Origin of the sequence: Nocardia sp. A7 (genome assembly GCF_046549215.1) — a bacterium.
GTDB lineage: Bacteria > Actinomycetota > Actinomycetes > Mycobacteriales > Mycobacteriaceae > Nocardia.
Map to the genome: position 1 here is coordinate 864484 of NZ_JAJPWE010000001.1, position 25074 is coordinate 889557.

Sequence of the window (25074 nt, forward strand, 5' to 3'; positions counted from 1 at the left end):
CGAGAAATGCCCCGTCATCTCGAAGATGACGGGGCATTTCTCGTATCGCGGCTCAGACGGTGGCGAAACCCACGCGGCCGGTGGCCGGGGAGCCGATTTCCACGTAGGCGACCTTCGTGGCCTGGATCAGGAACTTGCGGCCCTTCTCGTCGGTGAGCGACACGACGCCGGCGGAGCCGCTCAGCGCATCGGACACCAGCGCCTCGATCTCGTCAGGGCTCTGCGCACTGTTGATGACGAGCTCTCGCGGGCTATCCGAAATACCGATCTTGACCTCCACGGCCAACCTCCGAACGTAAGAGTCCTGTGTTGTCAGCTCCAGGCTAGTGCAGGCCGCCGACACGGGTGTCACAGCCGCCTGCGCTCTGAGCGAACGAGTCAGGAGGGCTCGATCAGTTGGATCTCCAATTCGATCTTCACGGTGTCCGACAGCATGCCCGGCATGGCGACGCCGACGCCGAAGTCGGTGCGCTTGATGGCGCCGGTGGCGGAGAAGCCCGCGTGGCGGGTGCCGTCGGGGAAGTCCGCGAGGCCGCCCCATTCGACGTCGAGGCTGAGCGGCTGGGTGACACCGCCCAGGGTGGCCTCGCCGGTGACGGTGAAGGTTTCGCCGACCCGAACCGGTTGTGTCGCACGGAAACTCAGAGTGGGACGGTTGGCGACGTCGAGGAAGTCGGCCTGCCTGATGTGGGCGTCGCGGTCGGCGTTGCCGGTGTCGAAGGAGTCGAGTTCGATGGTGGCGCCGAGGGTGGCCGCGCCGGTTTCGTCGACGACGAACTCGGTCCGGAAGCGGGTGAAGCCGCCGCGCACCTTGGCGATCCCGAGGTGACGAATGGTGAACGCGACCGAGGAATGGGCGGCATCGAGGGCCCAGGATCCGGTCTTCAGCTGCTGGGTCTGTGTCGAGGAGGTCATGGATCCACCTTGACCGGACTGCGGTCCGTTAACCAGACCGCGGTTATCCTGGACCCCGCAGGGCGTGGCTGAAAATCCCACGAACAGGCAGGATCGAGATATGGTAGGCGCAGGTATCACCGATCACCCTGGTGCCCGGTCGGCATTCGCGGAACTTCTGATCGCACGGCGAGGCGAGCTGCGCCCGCAGGACGTCGGCCTGCCCGGTGGCGGCAGGCGCCGCACCCCCGGTCTGCGCCGCGAAGAAGTCGCGGTGCTGGCCGGTGTCAGCGCCGACTACCTGGCCCGCATCGAGCAGGGTCGCGACACCAACCCGTCGATGGCGGTGGTCGACGCACTCGCCACCGCGCTGCGGTTCAACGACACCGAGCGGGCCCATTTCACCTGGCTGGCCTTGACCACGGGCAGCGAATCACGGTGCCCGAGTACTGTTTTCGACCCGGTCCTCGACCAGGTTCCCGCCGCACTACGCAGCGTGCTCGACTCACTCGCCCCCACCCCGGCCTTCGCGCTCGGTCCCCGCGCGAACGTGCTCGCCTGGAACACCGCCTGGGCAGACCTCGTCACCCCACTCGGCCTGCTCGACAACCCCGACCTGGTCAACCTGGCCCTGTGGGCTTTCCGCCATCCCTTGGCCCGCACCACGGTCACCGACTGGCCACAGTTCGCTGACCAACTGGCCGACCAGCTGGCCAGAACCCGTTTGCGCCGCCCCGACGACGAACGTATCGCCGAAGTCATCAGCACCCTGAGCGAAGAACCCGACTTCGCCCGCCGCTGGCAACCCCACCGCTTGGCCGAGGACCTGCCCACCCTCTTCGGCCTGGAACACCCGACCCGAGGCACCCTCACCTACACGGTGCAGACGTTATCCGCCGAAAATGACCAGCGGGTAGTCATCTGGCTACCGCGCGAAACTGCCGCTCGCACACCGGAATTGCGCTTGGTGCAGCGCGCGGCGGGCGAGTGACAGCTGAGCCGTCGGCCAGGTCGCGGTAAGGCGGTCAGAGACCGAGTTCTGCCATGCGGGCGGCGTGGCGTTCCTGCATGCGGTCGAACAGGGTCGCGATGCCGTTGAGGTCGCCCGTCGCGGCGAGGACCAGTTCGGCGAGTTCGTCGCGCTGGGCCATCACGAACTGCGCCTGCGTGATCGCCTCGCCGAGCAGCCTGCGCCCCCACAGGGTGAGCCGGTCGCGCTCGGAGCGGCTGGCCGCCACGGCGCTGCGAACCTCGTCGACCACGAACTGCGAGTGCCCCGTCTCGGCGAGGACGTCGCGCACCACATCGGAAACCTCGACGGGCAGCGCACCCGCGATCTCGGTGTAGAAGTCGGCGGCAAGGCCGTCGGCGACGTAAAACTTCACCATCGACTCGAGCCAGGTGGAGGGGTCGGTGGAGGCGTGGTAGGAGTCCAGCGCGCCCTGGTACTGCGCCATCGCGGCTTCGGCGTCGGCGCCACGCTCGGTGAGCGCCGCTTCGAGGGTCTCGAAGTGCGCGAGCTCGGCGGCGGCCATCTTGGCGACCCCGATTCGCCCGCGCAGCGACGGCGCCTGCTTCGCCTCTTCCGCGAGCCGATAGAACGCTGAGAGCTCACCGTAGGCGAGGACCGCGAACAGCTCCGTCACCCCCGCATGGTCCGCGGCGAGCGGCTCGGTCGAGAAGAATTCGGGCGCGGCAGAGGTCTGGGTTCCCATGACTGTCAAGAATAGTCCCGATCGATGGTCAATCGCGTTCGGCCAGGAATTTGTCCAGGTGGGACCAGGTGGTTTCGCGGGCCTGCGGTCCGGTGAGAATGCCGAGGTGGCTGCCCGGCACGACCTCGTAGGTGACCGACGGCGAACCCGACAGCGTGCGCAGTCCGGCCTCGACGGCGGCCTTGGGGGTGATCACGTCGGATTCGCCGCCGATCAGCAGCACCGGCACGCGCACGTCGGCGAGTTCGATGGTGCGGTCGGCCAGTTCGAGCTTGCCGTTGCCGATGTCGTTGGCCAGCATCATCCGGCCCCACAGCTGGTTGTAGAAGCGGCCGGGGTAGCCGGGCATGGCGGCCTGGAATCGGTCGATCGATTCCATTTTGGCGAGGGTCTCGGTATTGGTGATATTCCGTGCGATGAACCCGGGACGCGCCAGTTCACGGTCGTAGGCGGCGATGCGATAGGCGAGCTTGGTGAGCGGGGCGGGAATGCCGCCCGCGGCCCGAACGAGGGCGGAGGCACCCCAACCGCGGTCCAGACTCACGGCGACGCGCAATTGCGGAATGCCGAGCATCTTGTCGTAGTCGAGCGGCGGGCCTACCCCGGTGACCGAACGGATCGGCAGCTCCGGATTCGCAGCGGTGGTGAGCAGCGAGAACATGCCGCCGATGGACCAGCCGATGAGATCGACGGGCGCACCACCGCGATCGGCGCTCACGCGCAGGATCGCCTCGGGGAGGATGTCGGTGACCCAGTCCTCGAAGCCCATGCCGCGATCGGCGAAAGAGATGTCGCCGTAGTCGACCAGGTAGGGCGCGCGGCCGGTTTCCACCAGATAGCGGGCCAGGCTCTGATCGCGGCGCAGGTCGAAGCAGGTGGCGGGCGCGGCCAGCGGCGGCACCAACAACACCGCGGAATCGCTTGCGGCAGAATGGAATTCGGTATCGTAGCGACGCAGCAGGCGGTGCGGCTCGTCCCACAGCACGGTCGAAGGCGCCGGGTCGACGGGCTCGATGCCCGCGCCGAAGCTCAGCGCCCACGCGTTGCGCGCGGCAGTGGTGACGGTGTCGGTGATGCTCACGCCAAGAAATGTCTCACACGCGGTACCGCCGGTACCAGTGAGTTCGATTACACCCGCGGACACGCGGAAAATCCGGCACTCATGAATTGTGCTGCGACACACCACCAGTGCCAGGTAATCCCGTGGCGAGCCGGTATTCGCGCGACATTCGACTACGTCGAAATTCGGATTGCGCAGAATATCACGCTACAATCTCCTTGGACAACGCTAGTTTCTACGCCCGGAGAACTCCGCGGCAAGGCACTCCACCGGCGCACAGCGCGGGCGGACAGCGGCGATGTCCACAGACAGCAATGTCGAGAAAATGTGCGCGCAACGAATCCGCATCACCGCAGCGCCGCGCCGATGACACCGTCTCGACGGCCAGCCATAGTGCCTGGTCGGCGATGGTATCCGGCGCCGGCCCGGTGAGTATCACAGGCGGATATGTGGTCGTCGCGGGCCGACCGGCCCGCCCCACCTCGTGCGTGCGAGATGCAATGACGAGGAAGGCACGAACACTGAGCAAGATCACTGTCGAACAGGAACCCGGCGTCGCCGAAACGCTCCTGACGGCCGAACTGGACACCACCCACATCCCGCCGAGTTTCGCCGAATTGGGCGTGCGCGAAGAAATCGTGCGCGCGCTCGGCGAGATCGGGATCGAACGCACCTTCGCGATTCAGGAACTCACCCTGCCGCTGGCACTGGCAGGCGATGACCTCATCGGCCAGGCCCGCACCGGCATGGGCAAGACCTTCGGTTTCGGCGTGCCGCTGCTGCACCGCATCGCCACCGCCGACAACGGCACCACCCCGCTCGACGGCACCCCGCGCGCGCTGATCATCGTGCCGACGCGTGAGCTGTGCATCCAGGTCACCAAGGACCTGGAGAACGCGAGCAAGTACCTGACCAACCACCAGGGTTCGCTGAAGGTCTCCGCCATCTACGGTGGCCGCCCCTACGACACCCAGATCGCCGCGCTGCGTGACGGCGTCGACGTGGTCGTCGGCACCCCCGGTCGACTGCTGGATCTGGCGAACCAGAATCACCTGATCCTCGGCAAGATCGGCGTGCTGGTCCTCGACGAGGCCGACGAGATGCTCGACCTGGGCTTCCTGCCCGATATCGAGCGCATCCTGTCGATGGTGCCCGACAAGCGTCAGACGATGCTGTTCTCGGCCACCATGCCGGGCCCGATCATCACCCTGGCCCGCACCTTCCTGACCAAGCCGACGCACATCCGCGCCGAGCTGGCCAACGATTCCGCGGTGCACGACCGGACCGCGCAGTTCGTCTACCGCGCCCACGCGATGGACAAGGCCGAGCTGGTCGCGCGCGTGCTGCAGGCGGAATCCCGTGGCGCGACGATGATCTTCACCCGCACCAAGCGCACCGCGCAGAAGGTGGCCGACGATCTCGCCGAGCGTGGTTTCAATGTCGGTGCCGTGCACGGTGACCTCGGCCAGATCGCCCGTGAGAAGGCGCTGACCAAGTTCCGTAAGGGTGGCATCGACGTGCTCGTCGCCACCGACGTCGCCGCGCGCGGTATCGACATCGACGACGTCACCCACGTCATCAACTACCAGTGCCCCGAGGACGAGAAGACCTACGTGCACCGGATCGGCCGCACCGGCCGCGCAGGCCGCACCGGCGTCGCGATCACCCTCATCGACTGGGACGAGCTGCACCGCTGGGAGTCGATCAACAAGGCGCTCAGCCTGAACATGGCCGACCCCGCCGAGACCTACTCCCGCTCGCCGCACCTCTACGCCGAGCTCGGCATCCCCGAGGGAATCACCGGCGTGATCCGCAAGCCCGCGGCCGCCCCCACCCGTGACGACGACGCCGTAGTCGAGGAGCGCACCGAGCGCCCCAAGTCCTCGCGCAGCCGTCGCCGCACCCGCGCAGGCACCCCCATCACCGAGGGCGCCGAGTCGACGACCGAGTCACCGGACAACGCCGACAACGCAGCAGACGGCGACCAGCCGGCCCGCCGCAGGCGCCGCCGCCGCAAGCCCGCCGAAGCAGGCGAAGCAGCGACCACCGAGTCGAGCACCAGCGAAGCCTCCGACGCCCCCGAATCGCCCCCCACCGAGGGCGACGACGCCGCCAAGCCCGCCCGCCGCAGGCGCCGCCGCAAGCCCGCGGAAGCGTCCGACGCACCGGCCACCGTAGACGCCTGACCCGAACACCGTGGGAGGGCAGTCCACACCGCCCTCCCACAACCACACGGCGCACCTGAGACGGCCCCAATCCGCCGCCCCCGCGCACACCGCAGCCGCCACGGCAAATACACTCGCGACCGTGCTCGCACCCGAACGGCGGACGCGCGCCGACATCTTCGTAGTAATCGCAATCGCCGTCACTCTCATAGTGGCGGCGTTCGTCGTCTGGGCACGCGCCGATGCCACCGGCACCGACTCGATCACCGCGGCCTCCCCCGCCCCCACCATTACCGCGGCAACGCAACTACCGACCACCCTGCGCGAGCAATGGCACGCCGCCGACGAGTCGAGCAGGCGGGCACTCACCTCCGGCAATGTGGTCGTGACCGGTGACCACGGCACCGTGAGCGGACGCGACCCGATCACCGGCACACAGCTGTGGTGGTACCGCCGGGACATGCCGCTGTGCGGAGTGGAATCGCAGTTCGGCACCGTGATCGCCACCTATCGCGATCAGCGTGGCTGCAGTCAGTCCGTGATGCTCGAGGCCGATACCGGTACGCGCCGGGTCGCGCGCAGCAGCTACATGGACGACAAGATCCAGCTCTCCGGTGACGGCACCTACCTGCTGGCGCTCGGCGAAGACCGGCTGGAGATGTGGCGCTCGGATCTGGTGCGCACCCTCGAGTACGGCTACGTCGACGCGCCGGTGAATCCGAACACCCAGCCGCGCAACGGCTGTGCGCTGCGGTCGGCCGCGTCGAGTTCCTCGCGCCTGGCGGTGCTCGAACGCTGCCCCGGCGACATGACCGACCGGCTGACAGTGCTCAATCCCGCGCCGAAGGAGTCAACGGCCCCCGAGGAACACGGCTCGCGAGTGCTCACCGCACCGGGCGCCGACTCCCCCGAAATGCGGGTGATCGCGGTGTCGGACAACAAGATCGCCGTCTACTACCCGCCGACAGAACCCACCGCGACCGGCCTGGGCCTGCCCGCGCGGATCGCCGTGCACGACGGCACCGGCAACGAGATCGCGACCCATCAGCTCGCCGCCCCCTGGGACGAGCGCACCACGGTGACCCGCCTCGGCTCGGCCATCTATGTCTTCACCGGCAACAGCCTGATCGCCCTGAGCTCCAGCACATTGCAGCCGGTCTGGACGGTTCCCGACGCGATCGGCACCCCCGCGCTGATGGCGGGCAGGCTGCTGGTCCCGGTCACAGGCGGGCAACTCGCGGTGGACAGCGGCAACGGCGCGACCGTCGCCCGGATCCCGGTCGAGCGCACCGACTACCGCGGCGACACCATCTCCACCGCTGTCCTCGGCACCACGGTCTTCGAACGCCGCGGCGGACAGCTCTACGCGCTCGGCTGAGCCCGCACTGCCATGATGGACCCATGTCCACACCCGATGCCCGCCTGGTCCTGCTACGCCACGGCGAAACCGAGTGGTCGAGTCAGCGCAAGCACACCAGCTTCACCGACCTGCCGCTGACCGAGCAGGGCGAAGCCCAGGCCCTCGCGGCCGGGATGGTCCTGAAGTCACTCGAGCTGCGCGATCCGCTCTGCTTCACCAGCCCCCGCCTGCGCGCCAGGCACACCGCCGAGCTGGCCGGGCTGTCCCCGATCCAGGTCGACGACGACCTGGTCGAGTGGAACTACGGCGAGTACGAGGGCATCACGACCGCCCAGATCCGCGAAACCGTGCCGGGGTGGACCGTGTGGACCGCACCCGTCCCCGGCGGCGAGACGGCCGAGCAGGTGGGTGCGCGGGCCGACCGGATCCTCGCCCGAGTCGAGCCGGAGCTGCCACTGCGCGACGTGATCCTGGTCGGTCACGGGCACTTCTCGCGGGTGCTGATCGCGCGCTGGGCGGAGTTCGCGGTGCGCGAGGGCCGCCGGTTCGCGATGTCGACCGGCGCGGTCAGCGTGCTCGGCTTCGACCACGACGCCCACTCCATCTGGGGCCACAACCTGACCGTCCGCACCGAACCGACGGCGCCGCCCACCCCCGCGAGCTGAACCGTGCGTATCGCGTTACCCCACGATTGGCCGCGGACACCCGACGAGGCGATAGCGCTGCAGGACCGACTGCGTCCACTGGTGTCCGCGGAAAATATCGCGCCGCCGCGATTCTCGACGGCCGCCGGCATCGATTCGGCGTACGCCGAAGACGGCACGGTCGCGACCGCCGCGGTAATTATCGACATCGCCACCATGAAAACAGTGGAATCCGCAGTCGCCCACGGCATTTCGGAATTCCCTTATGTGCCGGGACTTCTCGCGTTCAGAGAGTTGCCCGCAACGGTCAGCGCATTGGAAAAACTCACTGCCACACCGGATCTTCTTCTGTGTGACGCACAAGGTTTGGCACATCCCCGGCGATTCGGACTGGCCTGTCACGTCGGGCTGCTCACCGGAATTCCGACCATCGGTGTCGCCAAATCCGGGTGGGGTGAATACCGCGCACCGGGCCCGCGCCGCGGTGATGCCAGTGCGGTGACCATCGACGGCGAGGTCGTCGGCCGGGCGCTGCGCACTCGCGACGACGTGAAGCCGCTGTTCGTCTCGGTCGGCCATCGCATCGACCTCGATACCGCCTGCGCCCAGGTACTGGCCCTCACCCAAGGTTTCCGGCAGCCGGAGACCACCCGTCGAGCCGATCACCTGTGCCGCGAGGCACTACGCGCGGCGACGACCTAGGGGCGCTCGGTGTCCTCGGGGATTTCGCCGTACTCCTGAGCCATGAAATGGCTGGTGGCCGGGGCGAACAGGGTGGCCAATCCGGCGACGGCGACGAGTCCGAGCAAACTCCCCCACAGCGGCTGATGCGAGTCGGTCAGCAACGACCAGGCGACCGGCAGCAACAACACATTCGCGATGACCGCGATTGCCCGACCCCAGCGCTTGCCACGCAGCAGCCCGATGCCCGCCGCGAGCACTCCACCGAACAGCACCCCGAACCAGAGCGCGGTGCCGACCCCGCTGGCCTCGGACTGATCGTGCCCGGTCAGCGCCCGCACGATCAGCACGATCGCGGTCACCACCCCGGCCAGCCCCTCCAGGGAAACCAGCCCACCGGCGATCCGCACCGTCATCGGAATACCGGTCGACACCTTCGCGCTTTCGGAGGGTCCATCGTCTGTCACGTCCTGCTCTGCCACGTGCCCCAGCCTACGACGACGTGTCGTGGTCGGCGGCGCGCGCCGGTTGTTCGCCGAGGCGCGTTACCCTGAGGCACTGTGCGGACGCTGCTCATTGTCAATCCCAATGCCACCTCGACGACCCCGGCCACCCGGGATCTGCTCGCACACGCCCTGGAGAGCCGAACGCAGCTGACCGTTGCACACACCCAGCATCGCGGCCACGCGGCCGAACTGGCCCAGTGGGCATCGACCCAGGAAATGGACCTGATCGTCGTGCACGGGGGCGATGGGACGGTCAACGAGACCATCAACGGCTTCCTGCCGGTGCCCCAGGTCGGCGACGACCAGGTCTGGCGCCCTCGGCTGGGGATCATCCCCGGCGGCTCGGCGAACGTCTTCGCCCGCGCACTCGGCATCTCCCCCGATCCGGTGACAGCAACCAACCAGCTCATCGATCTGCTCGCCCGCGATGCCGACCGCCGGATCGGCCTCGGCCTCGCCGACGACCGGTGGTTCACCTTCAGCGCGGGCGTCGGCCTCGACGCCGATGTGTGCGAGTCGATCGACGCCGCCCGCGCCAAGGGCCGCAAGGCGACGCCCGCGCGCTATCTGCGCACCACGGTGCGTCAGTTCTTCCGGGCCAGGCGTCAGGATCCGAGCGCCACCGTCGAGGTACCGGGACGAGATCCGGTCGAGGAGGTCTATTACGCCTTCGTCACGAATTCGAGTCCGTGGACCTATCTCGAGGACCGTCCGATTCGCACGAATCCCACCACAGCCTTCGAATCGGGCCTCGGTGTGTTCGCGGTGCGGTCGATGAGTGTGCCGCGCACCCTGTTGCTTGCCCGGCAGTTGCTCGCGGAGAATGGAAACCCGAAGTCGCCCATGCTTTTCCGCGCCGACGACGTGTCGTCCGTGCGAATCGAGACGGCCGAGGAGATCGGCCTGCAAATCGATGGCGACTTCATCGGAAAACGCAAGATGGTGCATTTCACATCTGTCCCCGGCGTGCTGGACGTGGTGGCCCCCAAGCCGTCCTGACACTCGAACGTCAAGAAAAATCTCCTGGTTGCGCTGCGAAAACCCGGAGACGCGAGTACAAAGGACCGGGCAGGTTCCCCTAGCGGGGACCTAGAGCGTGATCTCCCCCACGGTGCGCCGGAGACCTATTGACATCTACGGTGATCGTGAAAGCATTCACAAGCAACCGTGCGGAAACATTCGAGTCGCACAAGTGAACGATCCACTAACTACAGGCGCCCTTTGTGGCGCCCTCGCAAAGGAGCAGAGGAATGGACTGGCGCCACAAGGCCATCTGTCGCGATGAGGACCCCGAACTGTTCTTCCCGGTGGGTAACAGTGGTCCTGCGCTCGCGCAGATTGCCGATGCCAAGCTGGTCTGCGCCCGCTGCCCCGTCACGGCCGATTGCCTGTCATGGGCCCTGAAGTCCGGACAGGATGCCGGCGTGTGGGGTGGAATGAGCGAAGACGAGCGTCGCGCGCTCAAGCGGCGCAACGCGCGCACCCGTACGCGTACCTCCGTCTGAGTCGACGGACTGGCGTTGCCGGGCCATCAGCCCCGGCTCGGTAACGCATGTGTGAGAACCCGGCACCTTCGCGGTGCCGGGTTTATTGTTGCCCACCTTGGCTTTTCGAGTGGTTTCAGCGCCCGGTCCGACGGCCGAGCGGAACCCGCAACACCGCGTCCGTGCCCACATCGGCACCGGGATGCAAGCCGATCGAACCACCGAGTTCCGACGTCACCAGGGTGCGCACGATCTGCAATCCCAACCGGTCGGAACCTTCCAGACTGAACCCGGACGGCAGCCCACGACCATCGTCGGAGATGATCACGTCGAGCCAGCGTGCCGAACGTTCCGAGCGAATCGTCACGGTACCGTTCTCACCCGCGTCGAAGGCGTGCTCGATCGCGTTCTGCACCAGTTCGGTCAAGACCATCACCAGCGGTGTCGCCCGCTCCGCGGAGAACACACCAAGCGAACCCGCGCGGCGGACCTTGATCCGCGCGGTGTGCACGGTCGCCACATCCGCCATGATCGGCAGCAGTCGGTCGATCACCTCGTCGAGGTCGACTTCCTCGTCCACCGACATCGACAGCATCTCGTGCACCGAGGCGATGGAGGTGACCCGGCGCACCGATTCCGTCAGCGCCACTTGGGCTTCCGGGTTCTCGGTGCGGCGGGCCTGCAGCCGCAGCAGCGCCGCCACGGTCTGCAGATTGTTCTTCACCCGGTGGTGGATCTCGCGAATCGTGGCGTCCTTGCTCAGCAACGCGCGGTCGCGCCGCTTCACCTCGGTGACGTCGCGCACCAGCACCGCGGGCCCGGCCAGTTCCCCACCGGGACGCAGCACCAGCGTGCGCAACAGCACTGTCGCCCCGCGGGCTTCGACCTCCATCCGGCGCCCGGTTCGCCCGGCCAGCGCGGCCTGGATATCGGCCACCACTTCCTGGGCGTCGAACGGATCGGTGATCAGGGAACGGGTGGTCACCGCGAGATCCTGGCCGACGAGATCGGCCTGCATGCCCATCCGGTGATAGGCCGAGAGCGCGTTCGGGCTCGCGTAGACGACGATGCCCTCGGTGTCGAGGCGGATGAAACCGTCACCCGCGCGCGGGCTGGAGTGCGTGGCCGCCCGGTCCTCCGGCACCGGAAAGCTGCCGTCGGCGATCATCTGGCACAGATCGTCGGCGCACGACACATAGGCCGTTTCGAGGGTGCTGCGTACCCGCGAACGGGCCAGGTCGGAATCGCGGCTGAGCACGGCGATCACATCGTCGCCGCAGCGCACCGGAATCGCTTCGCGCACCGCGTGCACCGGGCTCGGGTGATAGACCCCGCTCACCTCCACCTCGGCGTCGGTGCGCGCGGTGTCACCGCTGAGCAGGGCATCGAAGACCTGCGGGAAATCGGTGCGCGACGCGGTGGTGCCCACCTTGTCCTCGAGATGCACGGTGGGTGCGGTCGTCGGCCGGATCTGGGCCACACACACCACATCGGAACCATCGACGACCGGGCCCGCGCCCACCCACAACAGCAGATCCGAGAACGAGAGGTCGGCGAGCAACTGCCAATCGCCCACCACCCGTTGCAGATGGTCCACGGCCATGCCGGGAAGGTCGGTGTGTTCGGCCAGGAGCTCGCTCAGTGTTGCCACGCTGGATCTACCGCTTCGTTGCTCGGGGTGACTTAGGCGATGGTGGCGATGAGGTCGCCTGCCTGGAGAACCTGGCCGGCGGTGACGTCGACCGAAGTGACATCACCCTCGACCTCGGTGAGCACCGGAATCTCCATCTTCATCGATTCGAGCAGCACCAGTGTCTGGTCGACCTGGACGTGATCGCCCACGGTGACCTCGACGGCGAGCACGGTCGAGACCATCTCCGCGCGCACTTCTTCAGGCATGGCACCCCTTCGTTCGTATCCGCCGAAGCTACAGCCAACCACACATGAAACAATGGCTTTCGACCAGACATAGAAGGGAGCTCTCATGGGTAAGCGTGGACGTAAGAAGCGCAGCCGCAAGGGCAACGCCGCAAACCACGGCAAGCGTCCTAACGCTTGAGTCGTGCCGCTGCGCACAGACGACAACAGCACGCCCTCAGTAGCTACTGAGAGCGTGCTGTTGTCGTTTCGGGCCGATCAGCCCTCGGTGGTCTCGATCCTGGTGACCGTGATCGACCGGTGGATCTCCAGCTTCAGCCGGTCGCGCAGACCCTCGGGCGCGTGCTCACCACCGCACTTGCGGCTGAGCAGACCCTTGATCTTCTCCTCGATGCCGTAGGCCTCGATGCAGGGGCTGCAGTGATCCATGTGCTCCTGCAGGCGCTGCCGGGTGGCCTGATCGCACTCGTTGTCGAGCATGAGCCACACATCCGCGAGGACCGCGGTGCAGTCCATATCGAGATCGGGATCGTCACTCACTTGACTACCTCCTGGCGTTCCCCACGGTCGAATCCACGTTCGCGCGCCACGTCGGCGAGCAGGCCCTTGAGCTGCTTGCGACCGCGGTGCAGCCGGGACATCACGGTACCGATGGGGGTGCCCATGATGTCGGCGATCTCCTTGTACGGGAAGCCCTCGACGTCGGCGTAGTACACCGCCATCCGGAATTCCTCCGGCAGCTGCTGCAGCGCGGACTTGATCTGGTCGTCGGGCAGCGCGTCCAGCGCCTCGACCTCGGCCGAGCGCAGGCCCACCGAGGAGTGCTCGGCGGTAGCCGCCAACTGCCAGTCGGTGATCTCGTCGGTCGGGTACTGCGCGGGCTGACGCTGCTTCTTGCGATAGGAGTTGATGTAGGTGTTGGTCAGGATCCGGTACAGCCAGGCACGCAGATTGGTGCCTTCCCGGAAGGACTTGAACCCCTGGAACGCCTTGACGAACGTCTCCTGAACCAGGTCCTCGGCGTCGGCCGGGTTCCTGGTCATGCGCAGGGCAGCGCCGTAGAGCTGGTCGATCATCGGGAGCGCATCGCGCTCGAACCGGGCCGCCAGCTCGGCTTCGTCGACTTCTGTGCCGGACTCGCCTGGCACCACGCCGTCGTCGCTCGTCACACCAATCCCTTCGATCGCCGTAGTCACCGAATCTACCGGCACGACGGAATCGATCGGCAATCGCGCACCCCGTGGCAGGACAGGACGCTCCTCGAGCAGCAGTGTCATCTCTCTCCTTCACGTCATCTCGGGCCGCGTTGGCTTGTCATTGGTGTGCAACATGCCCGCCCGCATTCGTGTTCCCACCCCGCGCGCGAATGTGTTGCCGAACGGGGTGTGGTCGCGATTAGGGTGACCGCTTATGTCGACTCCGGCGATCAAGGCACTCCGCGGTATCGCGCATCAGGTCCACTCCTATTCCCACGATCCGCGGGCGGAGTCCTATGGCGACGAGGCCGTCGACGCGCTCGGCGCCGAGCTGGGAGTGCAGGCCGCGCAGGTCTTCAAGACGTTGGTGATCGAACTCTCATCCGGCGCCTTGGCGGTGGCCGTTCTGCCGGTGCCCACCCGGCTGTCGTTGAAGGCGGCGGCCGCCGCGTTGGGCGCGTCGAAGGCGACCATGGCCGACAAGACCAAGGCCGAGCGCACTACCGGCTATGTGCTCGGCGGGGTCTCGCCGCTGGGTCAGCGCAAGAAGTTGCCCACTGTTGTCGACGCCTCCGCGCTGGACTGGGATCGGGTGCTGTGCAGTGCGGGCAAGCGCGGGCTAGAGATCGAGTTGGCACCCGCGGATCTGGTGCGCGCCTGCGCGGCCGTCACCGCCCCGATCACCAGCTGAGGCAATCCGTTCGGCGGCTCGTTCCGAATTCACTGCGACGCATTCTGCGCCCGGTACGACCGATTCGACCTGAGGATGTGATGCGAAAAATGTCCGCACGTTCGACGATCGCCGCCCTGTCCGGTGCCCTGGTAATCACTTTCGGCGCCGCCGCCCTGGCTCCGGCCACCGCGGTTCCACAGGTTGTTCCGCCGTCACAGGCCGAACCCGGCGACTACCCGCTCAACGGCCAGGGCACCACACCGAAGAATTCGCCGCAGGCCGCGCCGGAAACCGACGAGAGGGCCGAGAAGTCGGAGAAGCTCGGCGGCGGGGTTGCCACCGAGGTGATCGACCTGGTCACCGGAATCATCAAGTGCGGGCTGAACATCGCCACCGATTCGGTGCCCTGCTCACTCTGAGCACTCGCGCGCGGCCGGGCGGAGACCTTCCGCCCGGCCGCGGCGGAACCGGGGTGTGCCGCAGGTGGCGATCGCGAACTTGCGCGAGATCGTCGACCTCACCGGTCGATGTCGCTGGTCCCGTCGGGCAACAGGAGTTCCGGTCCGTTGTTGCGCACGTTGTTGACCAGGGTGGAGACCGGACGCGCCACGATCGTCGCGAGCTCCGCCTGCGAGGGCGGTCGCAACAGGTCGGCGGGCGCGGGGTGGTCCGGGTCGAGCCAGGCGTCCCAGTGTGCGCGCGGCATGGGTAACGGCATCCGGTCGTGGATCTCGGCCAGCTCGCCGCTCGCGTCGGTGGTCAGGATCGTGCACGACATGATCGGTTCGGCATCGGGCGCGCTGCGATCGCGCCATACCGACCACAGCCCGGCCATGTAGAGCAGCGAGCCGTCGTTGTGCGACATGTAGAAGGGCCGCTTCACCGCTTTGCCCTTGCCGGTCGGCGCGGGCTCGACCAGCCACTCGTACCAGCCGTCCATCGGTACCAGACAGCGCTTGTGTTTGGCCGAATCGCGGAACGAGGGCGCGGTGGTCGCCTTGTCGGCGCGCGCGTTGAACAGCGGTTTGCCTTTGGCGGGCAGGCCCGGCTCGGCGGCCTTGGTCCAGTGCGGGATCAGGCCCCAGCGCATCCGCCGGATCCGCAGGCGCGGGTCGTCGTCGGGTTCGCCGTGCGCGTGCCGCTCGACGACGGTGAGCACCTGGGTGGTCGGCGCGACGTTGTAGCTGACGGCGGCATCCGGCTCGTCGAGCCCCGTCTCGTCGACAGCGTCCAGTTCGGCCGCCAACCGGCCCGGATTCGTGGTCGTCGCATATCGTCCACACATAGTCGTCAAGATACGCCCGGGGACCGACAAAAAGTCCTGTCAGCGACGCCCTCCACGCCGAACTTCGCACCACCGGTGTGTTCGAACCGCACATAAGCGAAGATGGGGACGTGAGTTTCTGGCCTGCGCCCCATATCGAGGTCCCCGTCCACGCGACCGTGACCCTGCCCGGATCGAAGTCCATCACCAACCGCGCGCTCATCCTGGCCGCACTGGCCGATGGGCCGTCCACGCTCACCGGTGCGCTGCGCAGCCGCGACACCGATCTGATGATCGGTGCCCTGCGCGCCCTCGGCACCGAGATCGCCGGCGACGCCGAGATCCTCGAGATCACCCCCGCGCCCCTGCACAGCGCCGCCGTCGACTGCGGGCTCGCGGGCACCATCATGCGGTTCCTGCCGCCCGCCGCCGCACTGGCCTCGGGTGATGTCGCGTTCTTCGGCGACGAGCAGGCGAAGCTGCGCCCGCTCACCACCATCCTCGACGCGCTGCGCAAGCTCGGCCTCGATGTCGACGGTGACGCGCTGCCGTTCGTCGTGCACGGCACCGGCGCGCTGCGCGGCGGCACCGTCACCATCGACGCCTCGGGTTCCTCGCAGTTCGTTTCGGGGCTGCTGCTCTCCGCTGCCCGCTTCGAGGAGGGCGTCACCGTCCACCACGCGGGCAAGTCGCTGCCGTCGATGCCGCACATCGAGATGACGGTCGAGATGCTGCGCCGCGCCGACGTGTCCGTGCAGACTCCCGCGGACTCCGGCAACGCCCAGACGTGGACCGTGGCACCCGGCCCGATCCGCGCGGTCGACTGGGATATCGAGCCCGACCTGTCCAACGCCACCCCGTTCCTGGCGGCGGCGGCGGTCACCGGTGGCGAGGTGAGCATCCCGATGTGGCCGCGCGGCACCACCCAGCCCGGTGATGTGATCCGCGAGATCCTCGTCAGGATGGGTGCCGAGGCCCGCATCTTCGACGGCGTCCTCACCGTGCACGGCCCGGATCGCTTGGCGGGCATCGACATCGACCTGCACGACGTCGGCGAACTCACCCCTACCGTCGCCGCGCTGGCCGCGCTGGCGGATTCGCCGTCCCGACTGCGTGGCATCGCCCACCTGCGTGGGCACGAAACCGACCGTCTCGCAGCACTTTCCGCTGAGATCAATCGCCTCGGCGGCAATGTCACCGAGACCGAGGACGGCCTCGAGATCGTGCCGACCCCGCTGCACGGTGGTCAGTGGCATTCCTACGCCGATCACCGAATGGCCACTGCCGGTGCGATTCTCGGCCTGCGCGTGCCCGGCATCGAGATCGAGGACATCGGCACCACCGCCAAGACCCTGCCGACCTTCGTCGCGCTGTGGGAGCAGATGCTGGCGCCCGCGTTATCCGGCGAGGGAGTGGCGCGCTGAGCCGCCAGGGGCGATCATCGGCCAGCTACGACGAATCCGACGTCCGGGTGCGCCCGGGCAAGGAGTCGTCGCGTCCCCGCACCAAAACCCGTCCGCAGCACGCCGACGCCGAGGCCGCCATGGTGGTGGCCGTCGACCGCGGCCGCTGGGGGTGTGTGCTCGACGGTGACGCCGACCGGCGCATCGTCGCCATGCGCGCCCGCGAGCTGGGCCGCACCCCGATCGTCGTCGGCGATCAGGTCGACGTGGTTGGCGACCTCACCGGCAAGCCCGACAGCCTGGCCAGGATCGTGCGGGTGAGCCAGCGCAGCACCGTGTTGCGCCGCACCGCCGACGACACCGATCCGTTCGAGCGCATCGTCGTGGCCAACGCACAGCAGTTGTTCATCGTGGTCGCACTCGCTGATCCACCGCCGCGCACGGGTTTCGTGGAGCGGGCGATGGTGGCCGCGTACGCCGGTGGGCTGGAACCGATCCTGGTGCTCACCAAGCGCGATCTGGTCTCGGAATCCGAATTCGCCTCCGCCTTCGAAGGCCTCGATCTCAAGATCCGCTATGCCGGCATCGACGATCCGATGGAGCCGGTGCTGGAAATCCTCAACACCCGGCTCACCGCGCTGATCGGGCACTCCGGTGTCGGCAAGTCCACGATGGTGAATCGTCTTGTGCCCGATGCCTATCGGGCCGTCGGCGAGGTGTCGGGGGTCGGCAAGGGCAAGCACACCTCCACCCAGTCGGTGGCCTTGCCGCTGCCCGAGGGCGGCTGGGTGATCGACACTCCCGGCGTGCGTTCGTTCGGCCTGGCCCACATCACCCCGGACGACGTGATCGCCTCGTTCACCGACCTCGCGGGCGCCATCGAGAACTGCCCGCGCGGCTGCACCCACCTCGGTCCACCCGCCGATCCGGAATGCGCGCTCGATCAGCTGCCCGGCACGGAACGGCGGGTCGCCGCGATTCGCACGCTGCTGACCGCTCTCATCTCCAATGATGCTTGGTAGCAACCGATTCCGTGCCGGGCAGGCCCGCTAGAAGCTGAACGACCCGGTATCGAGGCCGCCGCCACCACCGCCACCGTCGGTCGGCACCTCGGCCACGGTCACCGTTTTCGTGGTCGACGAACTCGCCACGCCGCTGCGCCCGGAGAAGGCCGCGCCGATGCTGTAGGAACCGGCGGCGCCCGGCGTCCAGACGATGCTCGCCTTGCCGTTCGCGCCGACGGGAATGTCGCCGAGCACGTTGTCGCCCGCCTTGAACTGGACGGTGCCGCCCGCTGCGGCCGGGCTCACGCTCGCCTCCAGCGTCACGGCCTTGCCGACCTGCGCACCCGATACTTCGGTGATGGTGGTGCTGGACACGGCGTCGCTCGACACCGTGATGGCTGGCCCCTTGGCCTGATAGGTGCCGTCCCCGAGCGATCCGCCGTAGTGCATCGATGTCGGCAGTGCGGTATCGCGGGCGCAGTTCACGCCGACCTTGTACTGGATCTCGAAGGTCTGCGATTTCGGTGAGATGTTCGGGTACACCGGGTATTTGGTGATGCCGAACTCGGCCCGGATCCAGTCCGAGGACGACGTGTCGATCGACACCGCGTCGCCCGACATCTTCGCCGAGCCCGCGACCGGGGACAGGCACGCCGGGCGCAGGTCCTTGATCGAGTAGATGTATTCCACCGGAATGCCGGTGCGTTCGAACTTCGTGGTCACGGTGATCGTGTCGCCGACGACCGGGTTGGTGTTCGACACCGTCCGGGTGAAGCGACTGTTGCCGTCGTCCCAGGTGATCGATCCCGGAGCGGCCGCTGCTGATCCGGGAAACGCCGCCATCGCCAGCCCTGCCGCGGCGGCACACGCGGCCACCCGCTGCACTCTTCTGTCCACCATCATCTGTCTCCCAGTACACCGGACGCCCTCGACGTCGTCGAGGCGCTGATTCGCCCGGGTGGCGAGCAGTAGATCACGCCCTCGGGCCCGGCGGATCCAAATCCGAAATAGATCTCGTTCAGATTTCGAATTCGACTCGCGTTCGCTCGCGTTCACAACCACGACACTGTCCGCCGGTACCGTCATGCACATGAAGCCACCGGCGATCGGATACCTGCGCCGCGACATCTCCGGTGTCGCCCAGTCCTGGGACGAAACGCAGATCCGTTCGCTAGCCGAGCGTCTGGGTTACCGCTTCACCAAGACCGTGGTCTTCAGCGATCGCACCGCCGACCCGATCGGCCGCCTGCTCGACGTGATCACCACCACCGAAGCCGCCGCGATCGTCACCCCCAGCCTCACTCACCTCGGCACCGACCTGCCCCATCGCATCGTCGCCGCCTGCGACATCATCACGGTCTCCCCCGAGGTCACCCACGAGCGAACCCTGCCCGCGCTGCCCGCTTAGGTCAGTGCGCGGTAGCGGCCGTCGGGGTCGCGGGCGAGGCGTCCGCGCCGCACCGCCGCGGTCAGGCAGGCCTCGATGCGGTCCTCCGCAGCACCGGTGCGTTCGTGCCCGAATTGCGTGAGCGTCGCCCAGACGATCTCGTCGAAAGTACAACGATTGCGATGCGCCACCTGGGTTATCGCGTTGACGATCTCCTCGGCGCAGATCGTGTCGATGGTGCGCGGCGATACGGTCGGCGGGGTGAACCGGAAGCCTCGCCAGGTTGCCGGGTCCAGATCCGACGGCCAGGCGAAAACGCCCAACGATGTCGCGCGCATGAGTGATTCCGGCACCTCGCCCAGGACACAGATCTGCTGTTTCTCCGACGGTTTGTGCACACCGAATCGTTGGGCGACCCGCGCTACCAACTGATTTCGTTCGATCGGACCTTCGATGGCGACCGTTTCGCGCACGGCATCGCGGACGCGGAGTGGGATGGTGGCGGAGCTGTCGCGGTCGAGGTCGGCGGGGGAACCGAGGACGCTGGTGGGTGCGCTCGCATAGGGGATGCCGGTGGGGAGCCAGTGGTGGGCGGTGCGGGTGCGGGTCTGCCAGTCGGGGGCCTGGGCGACGGTGGGTGCGATCGGGGCTGATGGTGGGGTGTAATGCAATTGCGGGGACGCCTGAGGCAGGTATGGCACTTGCGGGTAGGGGTTCGCCGGTGTTTCCGGGCGAGGTTGCGAGGGCGGACCGTACCCGTACGGGTGCACACCACGCTTGCTGTCATGGGTGAAGGTTCGACGCTTGTGCCGGTCGCTGACCACGAGCTGCCAGATCGAGACGCCCGCGAGCGCGGTCCCCGCCACCAGGAATCCGACCGCGAGGACGATCTCGGCGGTACTCGCGTTGCCGATTCCGCTGAAGTAACCGGTCGCACCGAGTAGCACGCCGAAGACGCCGGCCAGCAGTCCCACGACCCAACCGACTCTGCCGAACCACTGCACCCGACCCACTCCCCTTTCGTGCGAACCGCCTGGTCAACGGCCGCACCGCCAGCCGACGCGATCCCCCGTCGGCGAATGCGAGGAGCATACTCGGCTGCTCGGACAGGTCAGTTGCGCCGAGCACCCTGATGCGGTGCGGTGGGCGCCGACGACTGGACCTGTCAGCGCTGGAGGTCCGCGATCAGTTGCTCGACTCGCCGACGTACCGGATCCTGCGCGGGCCGGAGCACTTCGAGGTCGCTACGCAGCTGGTCGAGGAACCGTTGCGCGCGCGATCGATCGCCCACTGCGGGAAGCAGTTCCGCGATCGCGAGCCGAATGTGCACGGCATCATCACTGAATTCGTCTTCGACGGAACGTATTTCACGAAACAATCGGTACAGGTCGTCCACCGCGGTGGATGCGGTGACATCTCCCAGGGTGGCGCGACACTCGATCGCGGCGACCCGCGCCCGCCAGATCCGACTGCCGGTTGTCGAGCCCGCGCGCAGCTCGATCGCCTCGACGCGCTCCCATTCGACCAGGGCACGGCGGTGTTCGCCGCTGTGGGCGAAGGCGGTGGCGATGTCGCGGTGCAGTTCGCCGAGTTGGGGGCTGTGTGGGCCGTAGCGTTGCTCGGCCTCGTCGACGACGGTGACCAACGCTTGCGCGGCCTGGGCGAATCGGCCGAGCTCGCACAGTTCGCGGTAGCGGGCGGCGATGTCGACGAGTCCGCTCGTCGCGGCCGCGGGCTTGCTCGGTGCGGGCCGTGGCGCCGTGGGTGCCGTGTCGGCGGGTGGGTTGGGGCGGCGGAAGATCCTTGTCGGATCGGGATATCCAGCTGAAGCGGGGATTTCAGGCGTTCCTGGCCCTGGGAGGAACGGCAGCAGGCGGTCGTAGACAGCATGCGCGGTGGCGGGCCGGTCCGCCGGATCCTTCGCGAGCAACTCCAAGACCAGCTCTTCGATCTGCCCGGGCACCTCGCGGCGCAACACACGCAAGGGCGTCGGCGCCTCCGAGAGATGCCGATTGTGCGTGTCGAACTCCGACCGAGCCTCGAATACTGCTCGCCCACTGAACATCTCGTGCATGATGCACCCGAGCGCATACAGATCGGCCCGCGGCCCCACGTCCTGCCCGTTCACCAATTCCGGCGACATATACGCGGCCGTCCCGAGCACCGACCCGGTCCGAGTGATTCGACTCGTACTCCCATCGAGCAATGCCGCGATCCCGAAGTCGATCACCTTCACCGTGCCGTCCACCGCCACCAGCACATTCGCCGGCTTCAAATCCCGGTGCACCACCGGCAACACGTGCGCATGCGACAAAACCGTCGCGATCTGCGCCGCGACAGCAACCCCGCACTCGATCGGCAACTCCCCCGCCCCGGCCAAATAGTCCCGCAGCGTCACCCCCTCGATATGCTCCATCACCAAATACACACTGTCAGCGTCCTTATCGAGCACCGCATCGAATACCTGCGGCACCCCCTGATGCCGAATCCGCGCCGTAACCCTGGCCTCCCGCCGAAACCGCGCGACGAACTCCCCAGCCAAATCCCCCCGAGAAGCGAACTGCCCTACCGCGATCCGCTTGATCGCCACCGCCCGATCCAGCACCACGTCATAACCCAACAGCACCTCCCCCATCCCCCCGGCCCCCAACGCCCCGGTGATCTCGTACCGCCCGTCGACAACCTCCCGCACCCGGAACCTCCAGCCCACCGCCCGACAAGACCCCCGCACAATACTGCGCCCCGCCGGGAGATCGTCGAGCCAGTTGATGCATCAGAACCCGGCTCGCAGGTGCTCGAGAAATGTTCCTACTCCTCACGAGCGTGGTCTTCCTGGAACAGCCAAGAACACAACGGAGCTACTCGAGCGCCCACACTCCGCCGAGTTCCATCAGTTCGCGGTAGGCCGCGCTGTCTGCGGCGAGGCGCTGGGCGGCCGCTGTCAGGGTGGTCGGAGCGAAGTCCGTGGCGCTGATCGTGGCTTGGTGGTCGACTGCTTCGTCTGCCAGGGCCACCAGGAGGTCGGCGAGACGACTGAGCTGCTGCTCAACCGCAGTCGACCTTCGTCCGCCGAGGTTGTCGGTCATGCCGTCCGCGACGCCCAACTGGTGCAGACGGGCCATCGATTGCGGAACACCGCGCGTGCTGTCCGCATCGACCCAACCTTGACGTTGCAGTTCGGCGATCACGTTCCATGCCTGGTTGAGCCGATTCCAATGGGGCTGTAATCGGCTCGGCAACTGTGGCGAGTGCACGTTCATGGGCGGCGAGGGCTGGATCAACTGTTGTGGAGGCGCTGGGCGGGGCGAAAATCGGCGGGGTGAGCCCGGTCGGCTCCTGCGCGCCAGAGACCGTTCGTGGATGAGCACTCCGGCTGCCGGGACCAATCCCACTACGACTACGCCCAGCATCAGAGCTGTCAAGCTTTCGACGAGGTCACCTTCGTGAACTGAACTCGACGGGTAGAATGCGCTGGCCACGGCCGCGATGACCACGAAACAGAACCAGCCGGCTGCCAGCGTCCTGAGAGCAATCACGGCACCTGAGGGTTGCGGCTTCATCGGGGCTCCTGGGACATCGGCGGCCCTACACGCCGGCAGCCACTCGGATCACTGTGGTACAGAATACGTTCCAGCGGCAGGCACCACCCGCACGATCGAAGGCGCGGTCTGGGCATTCACAGCCTGCCGACCGGCTCGAGTGCACCGGCTGTCAACCCTGTGGCGATGAGATCAGCGGCGCGGTGGGCAGCCTCGGCCGTCGAGCGTGCGGTGACCCGGAGTTGATGGAGGCGGCGGAAGCCTTCGCCGTAGTGCTTCTGGGCGGGGAGCGGGAGCATCGGGATGCGGAGGCGGGCGGGGTCGAGGCGGATGGTGGTGGTGCCGTACATGGCGGCGGCGTTGTCGGGGCTGCCGATGAAGCCGGCGAAGAACCAGGGGTCGATGCGGGTGGGGTCGGTGCGGAAGACGAGGACGCCGGGGGCGGGGACCGCGCCGATGTCGGTGCCTTCGGCGACGCGGGTGCCCTGGGCGGCGCCGTGGTCGTCGCGTAGGCGCGAGACCAGGACGTCGCCTTCTTCGATCGGGTCGCCGACGGGGGCTCCGGGGGCGGTGAGGCCGGAGGGGGCGCGGCTGTTGAGCAGGTCGTGGCCGGTGAGGACGGGGCGTTGGGGGGCGTCGCCGGCGACGGCGTCGGTGCTGCTCGTGACGATGCGTACGGCTTTGCCTGCGATCAGGTTGCCGACGGCCACATATCGCCACACGGTGCCCGGCGCCGAATCCCATTCGCGCACAGCGTCGGCGACGGAATGCAGCTCCGTGAGGTTCTCGCCGAGGTGGCCGATGGCCGCGCGGGCCGAGGCCGAGGCGCTGTCGGGGTCGACGGCGGCGCGTACCTGGCGGGCAGGTGTGAGGTCGACGTCGTCGTCGAGGACGTCCATCACCCGGACCACGGCGGTCACATCGGGGACTGTGGCGTCCGCACCCTTGTCGAAGGCATGCCACGCGTTGACAACTGTTTCGGCGAGCACCTGCCAATCGGGTTGATCCCCACCATGATCGGGCAGGCGGGTGGTGTCGGCGAAGAGCAGTGTGTCCTTCGGATTCCCTACGCCCGGTCGCCGCAAAACCCACAGTTGCAGCCCTACCTGTCGCGGAGTCGACGCGCCGGGCGGCAAGGCGATCACGGCCCGTAATGCGCCCGCCCGCAACAGTTCCATGCGAATCCGGCGACCCGAAGACCTGGCCGCGACGGCGGGTGGGAGCAGCACGACCGCGGTGCCGCCGGGGTGCAGATGGGCGATGGCGTGCTGCACCCAGGCGAGTTCGGATTCGCTGCGCGGGGGTACCGAATACACCCAGCGCGGATCGAGCGCCAGTTCGTCGGCACTCCAATCACGTTGTGAATAGGGTGGATTCGACAGCACCGCGTCGAACTCGACATCGGTGAACGCATCGGCGAGCAAGGCGTCGCCCGCGCGGATATCCGCCTCGGCCTTCGGAGCGAGCGTGCTGAGCAGAGCGGCCGTGCGACTCGCCTGGACCGGCAGAATGTCCTGACCGCCGAGCTTCTCGGCGCCGATCCGGGACGCCTCGAGCAACAGGGTGCCACCACCACACGCCGGATCGAACACCGAGCGCGGGGCAGGCGACGCGGACGCGGCGAGCACGTCGGCCATCAGCGCGGCGACGGGTTGATCAGTCGGGTAGATACCGGTACTCGGCCCGTCGAGTCCACGTTCCGCCAGCACCGCGAGGGTCTGCTGCACGCCGACCTCCTCGATCGCCGCACGGACTGCCTCCCGCACTGCCCCCTTGGCCTTGCGTGCCGGGTCTGCCACGAATGCCATCAACCCCGTGACCTCCTCGGGCGCGACCTCGGAGCGCAGCACGGTACGCAGCCGCTGCACCGGCGAATCCGCCGCAGTAACCCCGTGTCCGCGCAACCACTGTTGCACCTCCGCGAGGTCGAACAGCGGCCGTGTTTCGGAACCCCCCGGCACCGGCGCGGGGAAATCAGCATGCCGGCGACGCCAGTTGCTCACAGTGGCGCGGGTGACACCGGCCAGCCGGGAGATCTCAGCGGCGGCGACAGTAGGGCTCGAGCTCGACATCGGTCTCCTCTGGTCAAGGTCAAACCTTACACACCATCGTTGACATAACCCGACGTCAGTAAACACTACTTCAACGTCCACAGTGAAAACATTGTTTCTCTGTTGCTAACGACGTTGCGGGCGTGTAGCGTCATTTGCAACGGAGCGGA

28 protein-coding genes are annotated in these 25074 nt (G+C 67.5%); 13 read left to right on the plus strand and 15 right to left on the minus strand.

The window, feature by feature from the left end; genetic code table 11:
- Positions 1–52 precede the first annotated feature (52 nt).
- The gene (locus tag ACLJPD_RS03835) at positions 53–280 is read right to left on the minus strand and encodes a DUF3107 domain-containing protein (protein ID WP_410870310.1); all 228 of its coding nucleotides are present in this window, start codon (positions 278–280) and stop codon (positions 53–55) included.
- 98 nt (positions 281–378) lie between these two features.
- On the minus strand, positions 379–915 hold the full coding sequence (locus ACLJPD_RS03840) for a YceI family protein (protein ID WP_410870311.1): 537 nt from the start codon (positions 913–915) through the stop codon (positions 379–381).
- Between the two features lie 100 nt (positions 916–1015).
- Here ACLJPD_RS03840 and ACLJPD_RS03845 point away from each other — a divergent pair, with 100 nt between their 5' ends.
- Positions 1016–1885, plus strand: a complete 870-nt coding sequence (locus ACLJPD_RS03845) for a helix-turn-helix transcriptional regulator (protein ID WP_410870312.1) — start codon at positions 1016–1018, stop codon at positions 1883–1885.
- 34 nt (positions 1886–1919) lie between these two features.
- Here ACLJPD_RS03845 and ACLJPD_RS03850 read toward each other — a convergent pair whose 3' ends face one another.
- Together ACLJPD_RS03850 and ACLJPD_RS03855 are read right to left on the minus strand one after the other, a co-directional pair.
- The gene (locus ACLJPD_RS03850; protein ID WP_410870313.1) at positions 1920–2609 is read right to left on the minus strand and encodes a ferritin-like fold-containing protein; all 690 of its coding nucleotides are present in this window, start codon (positions 2607–2609) and stop codon (positions 1920–1922) included.
- Positions 2610–2637: 28 nt separating this feature from the next.
- Entirely contained in the window at positions 2638–3690 is a 1053-nt protein-coding gene (locus ACLJPD_RS03855; protein WP_410870314.1) for an alpha/beta fold hydrolase, read from the minus strand.
- Between the two features lie 479 nt (positions 3691–4169).
- Between ACLJPD_RS03855 and ACLJPD_RS03860 the strand changes: the two genes are divergently transcribed.
- From ACLJPD_RS03860 to ACLJPD_RS03875, 4 genes are all read left to right on the plus strand, one after another.
- Positions 4170–5855 carry a DEAD/DEAH box helicase gene (locus ACLJPD_RS03860; RefSeq protein WP_410870315.1) on the plus strand — a complete coding sequence of 562 codons (1686 nt, stop codon included), beginning with the start codon at positions 4170–4172 and terminating at the stop codon, positions 5853–5855.
- Positions 5856–5976: 121 nt separating this feature from the next.
- Positions 5977–7212, plus strand: a complete 1236-nt coding sequence (locus tag ACLJPD_RS03865; protein ID WP_410870316.1) for a hypothetical protein — start codon at positions 5977–5979, stop codon at positions 7210–7212.
- 23 nt (positions 7213–7235) lie between these two features.
- Positions 7236–7859: an acid phosphatase gene (locus ACLJPD_RS03870; protein WP_410870317.1), complete on the plus strand. Its 624-nt coding sequence runs from the start codon at positions 7236–7238 to the stop codon at positions 7857–7859.
- An 81-nt stretch (positions 7860–7940) separates the two neighbouring features.
- A complete protein-coding gene (locus tag ACLJPD_RS03875) occupies positions 7941–8540 on the plus strand; it encodes an endonuclease V (RefSeq protein ID WP_410870318.1) in 600 nt (199 codons plus the stop codon).
- Here the strand turns inward: ACLJPD_RS03875 and ACLJPD_RS03880 are convergent.
- A complete protein-coding gene (locus ACLJPD_RS03880) occupies positions 8537–8935 on the minus strand; it encodes a hypothetical protein (RefSeq protein ID WP_410871907.1) in 399 nt (132 codons plus the stop codon). The two genes, ACLJPD_RS03875 and ACLJPD_RS03880, sit on opposite strands and share 4 nt — an antisense overlap.
- A gap of 144 nt (positions 8936–9079) precedes the next feature.
- Between ACLJPD_RS03880 and ACLJPD_RS03885 the strand changes: the two genes are divergently transcribed.
- A complete protein-coding gene (locus ACLJPD_RS03885) occupies positions 9080–10024 on the plus strand; it encodes a diacylglycerol/lipid kinase family protein (RefSeq protein WP_410870319.1) in 945 nt (314 codons plus the stop codon).
- Between the two features lie 251 nt (positions 10025–10275).
- Positions 10276–10530, plus strand: a complete 255-nt coding sequence (locus ACLJPD_RS03890) for a WhiB family transcriptional regulator (protein WP_022567051.1) — start codon at positions 10276–10278, stop codon at positions 10528–10530.
- A 115-nt stretch (positions 10531–10645) separates the two neighbouring features.
- Here ACLJPD_RS03890 and ACLJPD_RS03895 read toward each other — a convergent pair whose 3' ends face one another.
- Entirely contained in the window at positions 10646–12160 is a 1515-nt protein-coding gene (locus ACLJPD_RS03895) for a sensor histidine kinase (RefSeq protein WP_410870320.1), read from the minus strand.
- Positions 12161–12192: 32 nt separating this feature from the next.
- Positions 12193–12408, minus strand: coding sequence for a biotin/lipoyl-binding carrier protein (locus tag ACLJPD_RS03900; protein ID WP_410870321.1), 216 nt, complete (start codon positions 12406–12408; stop codon positions 12193–12195).
- 85 nt (positions 12409–12493) lie between these two features.
- On the opposite strand from ACLJPD_RS03900, the gene ACLJPD_RS03905 reads away from it, so the two are divergent.
- Positions 12494–12568, plus strand: a complete 75-nt coding sequence (locus tag ACLJPD_RS03905; RefSeq protein WP_022597109.1) for a 50S ribosomal protein bL37 — start codon at positions 12494–12496, stop codon at positions 12566–12568.
- 77 nt (positions 12569–12645) lie between these two features.
- Here ACLJPD_RS03905 and rsrA read toward each other — a convergent pair whose 3' ends face one another.
- The gene (gene rsrA / locus ACLJPD_RS03910; protein WP_378633441.1) at positions 12646–12903 is read right to left on the minus strand and encodes a mycothiol system anti-sigma-R factor; all 258 of its coding nucleotides are present in this window, start codon (positions 12901–12903) and stop codon (positions 12646–12648) included.
- 20 nt (positions 12904–12923) lie between these two features.
- Entirely contained in the window at positions 12924–13664 is a 741-nt protein-coding gene (locus tag ACLJPD_RS03915) for a sigma-70 family RNA polymerase sigma factor (protein WP_410870322.1), read from the minus strand.
- A 133-nt stretch (positions 13665–13797) separates the two neighbouring features.
- On the opposite strand from ACLJPD_RS03915, the gene ybaK reads away from it, so the two are divergent.
- Together ybaK and ACLJPD_RS03925 are read left to right on the plus strand one after the other, a co-directional pair.
- A complete protein-coding gene (gene ybaK / locus ACLJPD_RS03920; RefSeq protein ID WP_410870323.1) occupies positions 13798–14274 on the plus strand; it encodes a Cys-tRNA(Pro) deacylase in 477 nt (158 codons plus the stop codon).
- A gap of 89 nt (positions 14275–14363) precedes the next feature.
- Positions 14364–14675, plus strand: coding sequence for a hypothetical protein (locus tag ACLJPD_RS03925; protein ID WP_410870324.1), 312 nt, complete (start codon positions 14364–14366; stop codon positions 14673–14675).
- 98 nt (positions 14676–14773) lie between these two features.
- On the opposite strand, the gene ACLJPD_RS03930 is transcribed toward ACLJPD_RS03925, so the two are convergent.
- Positions 14774–15541, minus strand: coding sequence for an SOS response-associated peptidase (locus ACLJPD_RS03930; protein ID WP_410870325.1), 768 nt, complete (start codon positions 15539–15541; stop codon positions 14774–14776).
- A gap of 110 nt (positions 15542–15651) precedes the next feature.
- Between ACLJPD_RS03930 and aroA the strand changes: the two genes are divergently transcribed.
- Positions 15652–16944 carry a 3-phosphoshikimate 1-carboxyvinyltransferase gene (gene aroA, locus ACLJPD_RS03935; protein WP_410870326.1) on the plus strand — a complete coding sequence of 431 codons (1293 nt, stop codon included), beginning with the start codon at positions 15652–15654 and terminating at the stop codon, positions 16942–16944.
- Entirely contained in the window at positions 16920–17945 is a 1026-nt protein-coding gene (gene rsgA / locus ACLJPD_RS03940; RefSeq protein WP_410871908.1) for a ribosome small subunit-dependent GTPase A, read from the plus strand. Before aroA ends, rsgA begins: the two co-directional genes overlap by 25 nt.
- Before the next feature lie 27 nt (positions 17946–17972).
- Here rsgA and ACLJPD_RS03945 read toward each other — a convergent pair whose 3' ends face one another.
- On the minus strand, positions 17973–18827 hold the full coding sequence (locus ACLJPD_RS03945; RefSeq protein WP_410870327.1) for an Ig-like domain-containing protein: 855 nt from the start codon (positions 18825–18827) through the stop codon (positions 17973–17975).
- 190 nt (positions 18828–19017) lie between these two features.
- Between ACLJPD_RS03945 and ACLJPD_RS03950 the strand changes: the two genes are divergently transcribed.
- The gene (locus ACLJPD_RS03950) at positions 19018–19335 is read left to right on the plus strand and encodes a hypothetical protein (protein ID WP_410870328.1); all 318 of its coding nucleotides are present in this window, start codon (positions 19018–19020) and stop codon (positions 19333–19335) included.
- Here ACLJPD_RS03950 and ACLJPD_RS03955 read toward each other — a convergent pair.
- The 4 genes from ACLJPD_RS03955 to ACLJPD_RS03970 form a co-directional block, all read right to left on the minus strand.
- Complete coding sequence (locus ACLJPD_RS03955; RefSeq protein ID WP_410870329.1) at positions 19332–20288, minus strand: DUF3320 domain-containing protein; 957 nt, start codon at positions 20286–20288, stop codon at positions 19332–19334. The two genes, ACLJPD_RS03950 and ACLJPD_RS03955, sit on opposite strands and share 4 nt — an antisense overlap.
- 191 nt (positions 20289–20479) lie before the next feature.
- Positions 20480–22006, minus strand: a complete 1527-nt coding sequence (locus tag ACLJPD_RS03960) for a serine/threonine-protein kinase (RefSeq protein WP_410870330.1) — start codon at positions 22004–22006, stop codon at positions 20480–20482.
- A gap of 166 nt (positions 22007–22172) precedes the next feature.
- Complete coding sequence (locus ACLJPD_RS03965; RefSeq protein ID WP_410870331.1) at positions 22173–22874, minus strand: hypothetical protein; 702 nt, start codon at positions 22872–22874, stop codon at positions 22173–22175.
- 116 nt (positions 22875–22990) lie between these two features.
- The gene (locus tag ACLJPD_RS03970; RefSeq protein ID WP_410870332.1) at positions 22991–24925 is read right to left on the minus strand and encodes an N-6 DNA methylase; all 1935 of its coding nucleotides are present in this window, start codon (positions 24923–24925) and stop codon (positions 22991–22993) included.
- Between the last annotated feature and the right edge of the window lie 149 nt (positions 24926–25074).